This is a genomic window from Polaribacter glomeratus (assembly GCF_002954665.1).
Lineage (GTDB): Bacteria > Bacteroidota > Bacteroidia > Flavobacteriales > Flavobacteriaceae > Polaribacter > Polaribacter glomeratus.
The window spans coordinates 462,494-474,226 of the sequence record NZ_MSCM01000002.1 but is presented as its reverse complement, the minus strand read 5'-3'; the positions used below and the strand labels follow the sequence as shown (position 1 = coordinate 474,226).

Sequence of the window (11,733 nt, the reverse complement as noted above, 5' to 3'; positions counted from 1 at the left end):
GCTAAAATAATTTGAGTAAAGATTCTTTTTGGATCGCTTTTCATGTTTTAAAAGTATAGTAACTACTTGAATTTGAAATCCTGAAAGGGTGTAAAATTATCCAAACTCAAGTATATGTGGGGTTTTAAGGTAAAAAAAACACACTAATTAGTGTCAGAAAATCTATTTGAATACTGAGAAGGTGTTTCGTTATATTTTTTTGAGAAGCATTTGCTAAAATATTTTGGGTTTTTAAAACCAACCTTATAACTTATTTCAGAAATATTTATTTTTCCTTGTTCTAATAATTGCGCTGCTCGCTTTATTCTTAAATGTTGAATAAAATCGTTTGGTGTAAAATTTGTCCAAGCTTTAATTTTTATAAATAACATGGTTCTACTAAGCCCTAATTCTGAGCAGAAATAAGGAATATCAAAATCTTCATTAGAGATGTTTGCTTCTACAATTTCTAAAGATCTTTTGTATAGTTTTTCATCTAAAGAAGAAATAACAACTTCGCTTTGTGCTAATAAATCATTGCTAGAAAATTTTTCTTTTAATCTATTAGTAGTTTCTAGTAGATTTTTAATTCTTATTTTAAATTCATCAACATTAAAAGGTTTACTTATATAATCGTCTGCACCACTTTCTAAACCCTCAAGTTTGTAAATTAACGACGATCTAGAAGTTAATAAAATAATAGGAATGTGGCTTGTTTTTATATTGCTCTTAATTTCTGAACACAATTCTGTACCCACCATAATTGGCATTACAACATCACTAACAATTAAATTTGGAGAATGTTTTATGGCTATTTTTAGAGCGATTTTACCGTTTTCGGCTTCTAGAATATTGTAGTCTTCTTTTAATAAACCTTTCATAAATTTACGCAGTGGTTTGTTGTCTTCAACTAAGAGTATCGTATCTTTTTCTGTATCATTTATTTTATCGGTTAACTCATCTTCTAAAATAATTATAGGCTCATTTAATTGAGTTACATATTGAGAAACATCATCGCTAAATTTAAAGTCTTTTATAATTTCATCTTCATTTAAATGATCTTTTCCAGATGGTAGCGTTACCTTAAAAATAGAGCCCGTATTATTTTTATTATTTTCAACTTTTAAGGTTCCTTTATGAAGATTTACAATGTTTTTTGCAATTGATAAACCAATTCCTGTTCCTTTATTATAGTTAGTATCTGGTTTGTTATTTGCAGTTACTTCAAAAAAGCGATCAAATATTTTTTCATGATTTTCTAAAGAAATTCCAACGCCAGTATCTTCTACAGAAATTATAATAGTGTTGTTTTCTTCTTTTATTCTGATGTTTATTGCGCCGTTTTTTGGTGTATATCTAAATGCGTTAGAAATTAAGTTATAAAAAACGCGTTCTAATTTATAACGATCATAATAAACTAGAATAACATCTTCTGTGGTATGAAAATTAAAATCGTAATCACCATCTTTTGCATATTCTGTAAACGATAAAAAGATTTCTTTTAAAAATTTTACAATATTACCTTCTGCAGCCTCTAGTTTAAAAAGATTGTTTTCTAGCTTTCTAAAATCCATCAATCTATTAATTAATTGCAATAAATGTTTGGCACTATTTTCTACCACCAACAATTTTTTATACATCTTACTGCTGCCTTTATAATCTGATAAAATATTTTGTAAGGGTCCTAAAATAAGCGTTAAAGGTGTTCTAAATTCATGAGAAATATTGGTAAAAAATTCTAGTTTTGCTTTGTTGTTTTCTTCAATTTTTTCGTTTTCTAACTGTTCTAAATCTAAGGCATGTTTTAAACGTGTTTTAGATTTTTGTATAGAAAATAAAAAATAAAGCGCAGTTGCAATTAGAAGTGTGTACAATAAAAAAGCCCACCAACTGCGCCAAGGTGCTGCGTTTACAGTTATCATTAAAGTTGTTGGTTTTAGATTCCAAACACCATCATTATTTGCTCCTTTTATTTCAAAAGTGTAATTTCCAGGATTTTGAATTGTGTACGAAGCAGAATTTTCTCTGGTAAAAATCCACTCTTTTTCTAAACCTTTTAATCGATATTGATACGAGTTGTTTTTAGAGTTTATATAATTAGGAATCGCAAATTGAATGGAAAAATTACCTTCTTCATACGTAAGTGAAATATCGTTTGTAAAGCTAATTGTGTTTTCTAAAACATTAGAATTGTCTTTGGCTCTTACAGATTTATTTTTTATTTTAAAGTCTGTAATTATAACTTGTGGTGCATAAGAATTTGTAGTAAAATTGGCAGTATTAAAGGCAGTAATGCCATCTGGACCACCAAAATAAAACTGAGAATCACCAATTTTTAAACTAGAATTATCATTAAACTCATTACCAATTAAACCATCTTTTTGATTGTAGATGCTCGTTTTTTGAGTTTTAATATTGTATCGAATAAGTCCTTCGTTTGTGCTAATCCAAAGGTTGTTTTTGTCATCCTCTAAAACACTATGAACGTTAGATATGTTTCTTGTTTTACCAAAAAGTTGGACTTTTATAAATTTTTCTCCTTCTAATTTAAACAACCCTTTTGCTTTTGTACCAATCCAGATAGTATTATTTTTATCCTCAAAAATTGCGGCAATATCATCTCCAGATTGCACATTGCTGTCATAAAAATAACGCTGCACTTTATGAGTACTTGTTATTTTATTTAAACCTCTTTGTGTACTTGCCCAAACATTATTTTTAGAATCGATGGTAATAGATCTTACCAAATTATTAGATAATGAATTGTTGTCTGCAATATTATTTTTAAAAACAGTAATCGACTTGTTTTCAGAATTGTATTTTACAACTCCTAGTCCAAAAGTACCAAACCAATAATTTTTATTGCCCTCTTTTTTTATCGAATAAACGCCTATTTTACTCAAGAATTCACGAATTTCTTTGGTCTCTTTATCCTGTTGAAAAGTATTTTTTTCTAAATCATAAATTGCAATTCCGCTATTAAAAGTACCAACCCAAAGTTTGTTTTTATCAACAAAAAGAGATTTTATGTTATCATCTAAAAGTAGAGAATTATTGTTTTTATCTAAATATTTTACATTATTTGTTTTGGTATCAAAAATATTTATTCCTTTTCCTTCTGTTCCCAAAAACAAAAGATTTTTATAATTTTCGATAGAACTAATAACGTTGTAATTAATTTTTTTAGAGTTATTGTTTTCAGAAAAATTGATAAAATTAACATTTGCAGTATCCCAAATATTTAAACCTCCATAATAAGTACCAACCCAAATTGAACCTTTTTTATCTTTTAAGATTGATTTAATACTGTTTTTACTAATGCTTTTAGAGTTGTTTACTTCATTTTTTAAATCGAGTATATCTTTACTGTTTTTTAGAATGTGTAATCCGTTGTAAGTACCAATCCAAAGTTGGTTTTTATCATCAAAAACAATTCGTCTAATATCATTAGAAACTTTTTTTTGATGTACTTCTGATAAATGATATTCTATGCTGTTTTTAGACTTATTTAAATACAACAATCCTTCATTTTTTGATGCAATGAGTAAGTTACTTTTACGGTCTTCTAGTAAATCTTGAACATAAATAGGATTCTTATTATTCTTAAAATTTGCAAAATTATTAAAAGTAAATTCGCTATTTGTTCTCTTAATTAAATGACTTAAACCTGTTGTTGTGCCTATATAAATATCTTTATTTTTAGTTTCTAAAATCGATAAAATATGGTCACCAACAAGACTTTGTTCATTGTTTGTTTTGTTAAAAATATTTGTAAATGAATCTGTTGTTTTGCTATAAATAGAAAGTCCGTCAGCAGTACCAATCCATATTTCGTTATTAGACATTTCTTTAAGCGTCCAGATAGTATTGTTACTTAAAGAGTTGCTATTATTGTTGTGAAAATAGTTGGTAAAAGTGTTTTTTTTAGGATCGTATTTGTTTAATCCATTATAGGTTCCAATCCAAATAAAACCTTCTTTATCTTCTAAAATGGATAAAATATCATTGTTACTTATAGAGGTTTTATCATCAGAAATATTTCTATAAATTGTAAATGTATTACCATCATATTTATTTAAACCATCTCTTGTGCCAAACCACATTTGTCCCAGTTTATCTTGATGGATTGCAATTACAGAACTTTGTGACAATCCTTCGGAAGTAGAAATATGATTAAATTGAATTTCTTCTGTTTGCGAAAAACATAAGAAACAATTTATTAAAAAAAGGAAGTAAAGAAAGCGATATTTTATGTTCATAAATGATTAAAATTCTTTTAGAAGTTGCCTATATGTTTTCTTTTTTACCAAAGAACTCAACTACTTTTTGTTTGTTTAGTAATTTTTTGGTGTAATCGATAATTGAGTCTGATGAGATGGTAGGGCTTTTAACTTGAAATGACCGTAACGATTTATCTTTTTGAGGAGCAATTAAAATTGTTTTTCCAAAATTTAAATCAAAAAGCCTTGTATTAATAATTGCATACGCAGCATTTTCTGCTGTTTGAAACGCAACATAATCTATTCGATTATTTTTGGTTTTAATAAATCCTTGTCCTAAATAATCTGGATGATTTCTAGAAACAGGCGTTCTTTGATTTAAATTATAATTTACAGTATCGATGGTGTCGGTTAAAATAATTAGGTGAAAAAAAACGGCATCTTTTAATTCTTTTAACCTGTTTTTATTCAATTCGTTATTCCCTACAGAAAAGCTATTCATTAAAATTTGCTTGTTTCCTAATTCAAACTCTTCGCTAATACTTCCTAAACCTTTAAAACTTTCTTTGCCAATTAGATCGTAATCAGAAACCGGAAAAGCACCAAACTCAAAAGGACCAAAGTCTGCAATTCCTATAAATTGCTTGTCATTTTTAAGCATTTCTGTATCCCAAGTTGTAGAATCATTTCTATTTTCTAAAAATTGTTCTCTTTTTTCGAGATTCCATAGCTCTTTTTGAAGCTGAACTTTAGAATCTTTTTTTGTACAATTATAAAGTAAACAAGTAAAAACAAGAAGGAATACTAATTTTTTCATGCGTTTTTATTAATTTTTCAATAGCTATAAATATACTTATTTTTTGATGCCTTTTTTATTGATATTTATATGAGGAAAGAATTTTATTTCCCAAATTGATATCCAGCGTAGCTGAAATCTGGCAAATAATTTTTTCTGATAGTTTCTTTATCAGAAATAATTTTCGCAACTTCTTGAGCATATAATAAGCTGAAGAGATTTAAAAATTAGAACAATAAAAAGAATTTATTTTTTGTAATCCATAATCGATAAATTTTTATTTATAATATGTATGCTTTGTAAAAATAGAAATAAAGAAGGTGTTTATAGTTCAAAATAGGTGCATTATCGTCTAGTTTATGCTATTTAGGATAGTTTTCGTTCTCAAATAACTTTTGATTTAAATCATGATAAATTACATTTTCTTTTATGAGAATATCAATAGGAAGGTAAATTTTTGTAGCTATTTTTTTTTTATACTTTAGTTGATCTGCAATTAAACGAATGGCTTCGTAGCCTTGCTCAAAGGGTTTTTGAGAAATTAAAAAGGCAACAGAATCGTCTTTTAGAAGTTCAATATTTTTTTCAATATTATCAAAACCAATCAATTTTAAATTTTTTAAATGTTCTTCGGATAAACATGCTACAATTTGCGATATTCTACTTGATGGCACAAAAACACCTTTTATTGTCTTGTTTTTTTCTAAAAAAGCTTCAATTATTTTTCTATTAGAACTTAGGTCCGTAAAATTATCTATGGTTAATTTTGTAACGGTATTCTTTAATTTATTTTCTATAAAATAATTTTCGTAACCTTTAATTCTAGAAGAAATTGTTTGGTTTTTTACTTGATTTTTAGTTTTAATTATTAAGGTTGATGTGTTTTCTGGAATGCTTAAATTCATTAATTTACCAGCTATAAACCCAGCGTTATAAGCATCTTGACCAATAAAACGAACATCGTCAAAACCTAAAGGTTCTATGTTTAAAAAATAACATTCTATGTTTAATGCTTTTAATTGATGTAGTATTTTTTTTGTTTTCTCAATAAAAAAAGGAACTAACAAAACAGCGCTTGGTTTTGTAGCAATTAATTTAGTAAAAGCAGCTATGTAAGAACTAGGTTCAGATTGATTAAACGAGTAGTAATCTACACGGATACCTGTATTTTTAACCTCATTGCTTGCTTTTAAAATTCCATAATATGGAGATTTCCAAAATATATCTTCGTCTGTAAATTCAGGGATTAAAACGCCAATGCTAAAATTAGTCTGCATCGCCAAAGCACTAGCAACAGGATTTTGAATAAAATTTCTTTCTTGTAAAATTTTCTTGATTTTTTCTTCCGTTTTTTTCGAAACACCGCCTCTGTTATGCAGCACTCTATCAACCGTTCCTTCAGATACATTTGCTTCTAAGGCAATATCTTTTATTCTTAACATGTTATTTATTTAATTTACTCGAAAATAATAAAGCAATAAAAATAAATAAAAATAGTGTGCGTACACTATTTTTATTTATATATTTACGTTTGCGTACACGAAATTAATAAAATAGGTATCATAATTATGAATAAAACAATCGTATTAACAGGAGCAGGAGGCGTTTTATGTAGCACTTTAGCCATGGCATTTGCAAAACAAGGCAACAAAGTTGCTGTTTTAGATTTAAGAAAAGATGCGGCAGATAAAGTTGCAGACGAAATTAATAAAGCAGGTGGGCAAGCAATTGGTGTTGCTGCAAATGTGTTAGAAAAAGATTCTTTACTCGCAGCAAAAAAAGTAATAAATGATGCTTTTGGTAAGGTTGATATTTTAGTGAATGGCGCAGGTGGAAACCATCCTTTAGGTACCACTTCCAATCCGTATTTAGAAGCTGCAGATTTAGCGAATAAAACAGAGGGTTTTAAAACTTTTTTTGATTTAGATGTTAACGGAATTCAATTTACATTCAACTTAAATTTTATAGGAACCTTATTACCAACGCAAGTTTTTGCAACGGATATGGTTGGCAGAGAAGGATGTAATATTTTAAATATTTCGTCAATGAATGCATTTACGCCATTAACAAAAATACCGGCGTATAGTGGTGCAAAAGCAGCTGTATCGAACTTTACACAATGGTTAGCCGTTCACTTTTCTAAAGTAGGAATTCGTGTAAACGCATTAGCTCCTGGTTTTTTCTTAACAGATCAAAACAGAAGTTTATTAACAAACGCAGACGGAAGTTTAACACAAAGAGGACAACAAATTATAGATCAAACGCCAATGGGACGTTATGGGAAAGCAGAAGACTTAGTAGGAACTACCTTGTTTTTATGTGGTGATGGCGCAAAATTTGTAACAGGTGTAGTAATACCAATTGATGGTGGATTCGCAGCATATAGTGGAGTTTAAAAAACAATAAATATGAAAGAAAGATTAGAACAAACTTGGCGTTGGTATGGACCAAATGATCCAGTTTCTTTGTTAGATGTTAAACAATCTGGAGCAACGGGCGTCGTTTCTGCGTTACATCATATTAAAAATGGAGAAGTTTGGACGGTTGAAGAAATCAATAAAAGAAAGGATATCATAGAAAGCGCTGGCTTAACTTGGTCTGTAGTAGAATCTGTGCCAATTCATGAAAATATTAAAACGAAATCTGGCGATTATAAAAGGTATTACGAAAATTATAAGCAAACTTTACTGAATTTAGGCGCATGCGGAATCGATATTGTATGTTATAATTTTATGCCAGTTTTAGATTGGACAAGAACAAACTTAGAGTACGAAGTTGCTGATAAATCTACTGCTTTGCGTTTCGAAGCTGCTGCTTTTGCTGCTTTTGAATTGTATTTATTAAAAAGGCCAGGAGCAGAAAATGAGTATTCTGATAGTCAAAAACAAAAAGCGGCCGAGTTTCTTAAAAATTCATCCGAAGAAGAACAAAAAAAACTAATTAGAAATATTATTGCAGGTTTACCAGGTGCAGAAGAAGGCTATTCTTTAAAAGAATTCAATGCAATTTTAGCAACGTATAAAAATGTTGGTCCAAAAGAGTTGAAAGCAAACTTGTTTTCTTTTTTATCAGAAATTATTCCATCAGCAGAAAAAGCAGGTGTTTTAATGTGTATTCATCCAGATGATCCTCCTTTTCCAATTTTAGGTTTACCAAGAGTAGTCTCTACAGAACAAGATATTGTAGATTTATATGATGCAGTAAAATCGCCAAATAATGGTTTAACTTTTTGCACAGGTTCTTTTGGGGTTAGAGTTGATAATGATTTAGCAGGAATGGTTGAACGCTTGGGCGATAGAATTCATTTTATTCATTTACGCGCTACTAAACGAGATGCTGTTGGCAATTTTCATGAAGCAGATCATTTAGAGGGCGATGTGGATATGTTTGCTGTAATGAAAGCGTTGGTTTTAGAACAACAAAAACGAATTGTAGCTGGCAGAAAAGATGTAAGAATGCCTTTTAGACCAGATCACGGTCATAAAATGTTAGACGATTTAAAGAAAAAAACAAATCCGGGGTATTCTGGAATAGGACGTTTGCGAGGTTTGGCAGAATTACGTGGTTTAGAAATAGGAATTAGAGGTTCATTGTAATTGCAATCGATTGTATTTTGCTATATTTACCAAAATTAGTAACCAAAAAAACTGTTTCAATTTTAGAAACAATATTTTAAAATCAATTTGGGATGAAAAAAAACACGCTTTTTTTAACACTCTTTTTTTTAAGTTTTTCGCTTGTATTTATTGGATGTAAATCTGATGAAACTACAAAAATTTTAAGATTAGGTCATAGTTTAGATACCAAACATCCTGTGCATCAAGCCATGGTTATTTTAGGCGAAAAGCTATCAGAAGTATCTAAAGGAAAATTAAAATTAAACATTTATCCAAGTAGCCAATTGGGCGGCGAAAGAGAATGTTTAGAGTTGTTACAAATTGGTAGTTTAGATATTACAAAGGTTTCTGCTGCAGTTTTAGAAAACTTTATTCCAGAATATAAAGTATTTAGTATTCCGTATATGTTTCGAGACAAAGCACATACTTTTAGTGTTTTTGATAGCGAAATTGGTGAAAGTTTATTGCTAAAAGGACAACAATTTAGATTGCGAGGTTTAACTTTTTATGATGCAGGAAGCAGAAGCTTTTACATGAAAGAAAACCCAATTAACGCTCCAAAAGACTTAGTTGGTAAAAAAATTAGAGTCCAAAAAAGTAACATGGCCGTTGCTATGGTTAATGATTTAGGCGGCTCGCCAACACCAATTTCTTGGGGAGAATTATATACCGCTTTGCAACAAGGGGTTGTTGATGGCGCAGAAAATAATCCGCCAAGTTTTTATACTTCTAAACATTATGAAGTGTGTAAATTCTATTCTTTAGACGAACATACAGCGGTACCAGATGTTTTATTAATCGGCACAGACACTTGGAATCGCTTGAACGAGCAAGAACGAAATTGGTTAAAAGAAGCTGTAAAAGTAAGTACAATTGAACAAAGAAAATTGTGGGGAGCATCTGAAATAGAATCATTAGAAGCGGTAAAAAAAGCAGGAGTTCAAATAATTTATCCTGATAAAGCACCTTTTGAAGAACAAACAAAAGGAATTTTAGACATGTTTAAGGATGATCAAGAAATGAAAGCGTTAATTCAATCAATTAAAAACAAACAATAATGAGAGCAAAAATTGATGTTATTTTAGAAAGGTTAGTGCTTTTTGTTTTGCTTTTAATGCTGATAAGTGTTGTGTGGCAAGTATTTTCTAGGTTTGTTTTAAGGGCACCAAGTACCATTACAGACGAAATTTCTAGCTTCTCATTAATATGGTTAGGCTTGTTAGGAGCAGCCTATGCAACTGGCAAACATTTGCATTTAGCAATTGATTTAATTCCCGAAAAAGTAGTTGCAAAAAAACAAAATTTGTATGATGGGATTGTTTATTTATCAACCTTCACTTTTGCTTTTACAGTAATGGTTATTGGCGGATTTAGATTGTGCCAATTGTGTTTTCAATTCGGACAAACATCAGCAACTTTAGAAATCCCTTTAGGGTTTATTTACTTGGTTGTTCCGCTTTCGGGATTGTTAATTTGTTATTATAGTTTGCACACATTTATCAACCAAAGAAAAATGAATAAAGCCTAAAGATATGAATTTAATAGAAGTCTTCATTTTAGTAACAAGCTTTTTGATTTTTTTGTCATTAAGAGTTCCAATTGCTTATGCAATTGGTTTAGCTGCATTATTTACCTTATTAAGTGCGATGCCCTTTTTGCCTTCTGTAACAACATTGGCACAAAGAATGGCCACTTCGTTGGATAGTTTTACGCTGTCTGCAATTCCGTTTTTTATACTCGCTGGTCAAATTATGAACAGAGGAGGAATCGCCGTAAGACTTATTAATTTTGCGAAAGCAATTGTAGGTCCGCTTCCTGGTGGTTTGGCTTTTGTAAACATTATTTCGTGTATGTTATTTGGCGCAATTTCTGGGTCGGCAGTTGCAGCAGCATCCGCAATTGGAGGTTTTATGAATCCAATGATGGAAAAAGATGGTTATGACAAATCTTTTAGTGCAGCTGTAAATATAACAAGTGCAACCACGGGTTTAATAATTCCGCCAAGTAATGTGTTGATTGTGTATTCTTTAGCGAGTGGTGGTGTTTCTATTGCTGCCTTATTTATTGCCGGTTATGTGCCTGGTTTATTATTGGGTTTGGCGTTAATGATTGTTGCGTTGATTTATTCTATTATTAAAAAATATCCGACAGATAAAGTTGTTGGGTTTAAAGAGTTTTTTAAACGATTTATAGCAGCATTTCCTAGTTTAATGCTTTTAGTGGTGGTTATTGGCGGAATTGTAGCAGGAATTTTTACAGCTACAGAAGCATCTGCAATTGCAGTAATTTATACACTCGTTTTAGGTTTTGCTTATAAGGAAATTTCTATGAAAGACATTTCCCCAATTTTATTAGAAACCGTAAAAACATCATCAATTGTGTTGTTGTTAATAGCTACTTCTATTGCAATGTCTTGGGTAATGAGTTATGAAAATATTCCGCAAGAAATTAGCAACACGCTTTTATCAATAAGCGATAATCCAATTGTAATTTTAATAATCATCAATTTAATATTGTTGTTTGTTGGTATTTTTATGGATATGACTCCTGCTGTTTTAATTTTTACACCTATATTTTTACCAATTGTAACAGAATTAGGAATGGATCCAATTCATTTCGGAATTGTTATGATTATGAATTTATGTATTGGTCTTTGTACACCACCTGTTGGCTCTGTACTTTTTGTAGGGTGTAGTGTTGCTAATTTAAAAATTCAACAAGTAATAAAACCCTTGCTACCCTTGTTTTTAGCAATGATTGCAATATTGCTTTTGATTACTTATTTTCCAGAATTAACGTTATGGTTACCAAGACAATTTGATTTAATTTAACGTACGTGGTTTTTTTAATCTGATTAAATACGAAATAGGTTAGCAAATTAGAACTATAAAACAGACGTTTTTAGCATCAATCTCTTCGGATTTAAAGTTTATTTATATTAGAACTAGTTGATTCTAAATACTTTTAAATCAATTAATTTTTAAACCCTGTAATTAGAGATTTTCTTATGGTTTTAGACTAGAATTATTTAGATTTTAGAAACTATATATTTAAACCACCTTTAGGTTTTACGCATATTTATAAAATAAAATTTAAAGGTGGTTTTTGGAAATGTATACTA

Annotated in this window: 8 protein-coding genes; 5 read left to right on the top strand and 3 right to left on the bottom strand. The window is 29.7% G+C overall.

What is annotated here, in order from left to right:
* Window positions 1-143: 143 nt before the first annotated feature.
* The 3 genes from BTO16_RS12040 to BTO16_RS12030 form a co-directional block, all read right to left on the bottom strand.
* Complete coding sequence (locus tag BTO16_RS12040) at window positions 144-4,238, bottom strand: hybrid sensor histidine kinase/response regulator (protein WP_105021929.1); 4,095 nt, start codon at window positions 4,236-4,238, stop codon at window positions 144-146.
* A 28-nt stretch (window positions 4,239-4,266) separates the two neighbouring features.
* Window positions 4,267-5,016, bottom strand: a complete 750-nt coding sequence (locus BTO16_RS12035; RefSeq protein WP_105021928.1) for a hypothetical protein — start codon at window positions 5,014-5,016, stop codon at window positions 4,267-4,269.
* Between the two features lie 341 nt (window positions 5,017-5,357).
* Entirely contained in the window at window positions 5,358-6,437 is a 1,080-nt protein-coding gene (locus BTO16_RS12030) for a substrate-binding domain-containing protein (RefSeq protein WP_105021927.1), read from the bottom strand.
* A gap of 126 nt (window positions 6,438-6,563) precedes the next feature.
* On the opposite strand from BTO16_RS12030, the gene BTO16_RS12025 reads away from it, so the two are divergent.
* The 5 genes from BTO16_RS12025 to BTO16_RS12005 all read left to right on the top strand — a co-directional run bounded on the left by BTO16_RS12025 (window position 6,564) and on the right by BTO16_RS12005 (window position 11,443).
* Entirely contained in the window at window positions 6,564-7,391 is an 828-nt protein-coding gene (locus BTO16_RS12025) for an SDR family oxidoreductase (RefSeq protein ID WP_105021926.1), read from the top strand.
* A 12-nt stretch (window positions 7,392-7,403) separates the two neighbouring features.
* The gene (gene uxuA / locus BTO16_RS12020) at window positions 7,404-8,591 is read left to right on the top strand and encodes a mannonate dehydratase (RefSeq protein ID WP_105021925.1); all 1,188 of its coding nucleotides are present in this window, start codon (window positions 7,404-7,406) and stop codon (window positions 8,589-8,591) included.
* A gap of 92 nt (window positions 8,592-8,683) precedes the next feature.
* The gene (locus tag BTO16_RS12015) at window positions 8,684-9,670 is read left to right on the top strand and encodes a TRAP transporter substrate-binding protein (protein WP_105021924.1); all 987 of its coding nucleotides are present in this window, start codon (window positions 8,684-8,686) and stop codon (window positions 9,668-9,670) included.
* Window positions 9,670-10,140, top strand: a complete 471-nt coding sequence (locus BTO16_RS12010; protein ID WP_245892107.1) for a TRAP transporter small permease — start codon at window positions 9,670-9,672, stop codon at window positions 10,138-10,140. The genes BTO16_RS12015 and BTO16_RS12010 overlap by 1 nt, the downstream gene beginning before the upstream one ends.
* Before the next feature lie 4 nt (window positions 10,141-10,144).
* The gene (locus BTO16_RS12005) at window positions 10,145-11,443 is read left to right on the top strand and encodes a TRAP transporter large permease (RefSeq protein ID WP_105021923.1); all 1,299 of its coding nucleotides are present in this window, start codon (window positions 10,145-10,147) and stop codon (window positions 11,441-11,443) included.
* Window positions 11,444-11,733: the final 290 nt, after the last annotated feature.

Bases quoted from the DNA above. Each gene is read 5' to 3' on its own strand.
- BTO16_RS12035 (WP_105021928.1), bottom strand. From the start codon at position 5,016: ATGAAAAAATTAGTATTCCTTCTTGTTTTTACTTGTTTACTTTATAAT.
- BTO16_RS12040 (WP_105021929.1), bottom strand. From the start codon at position 4,238: ATGAACATAAAATATCGCTTTCTTTACTTCCTTTTTTTAATAAATTGT.
- BTO16_RS12015 (WP_105021924.1), top strand. From the start codon at position 8,684: ATGAAAAAAAACACGCTTTTTTTAACACTCTTTTTTTTAAGTTTTTCG.
- BTO16_RS12025 (WP_105021926.1), top strand. From the start codon at position 6,564: ATGAATAAAACAATCGTATTAACAGGAGCAGGAGGCGTTTTATGTAGC.
- uxuA (WP_105021925.1), top strand. From the start codon at position 7,404: ATGAAAGAAAGATTAGAACAAACTTGGCGTTGGTATGGACCAAATGAT.
- BTO16_RS12010 (WP_245892107.1), top strand. From the start codon at position 9,670: ATGAGAGCAAAAATTGATGTTATTTTAGAAAGGTTAGTGCTTTTTGTT.
- BTO16_RS12005 (WP_105021923.1), top strand. From the start codon at position 10,145: ATGAATTTAATAGAAGTCTTCATTTTAGTAACAAGCTTTTTGATTTTT.
- BTO16_RS12030 (WP_105021927.1), bottom strand. From the start codon at position 6,437: ATGTTAAGAATAAAAGATATTGCCTTAGAAGCAAATGTATCTGAAGGA.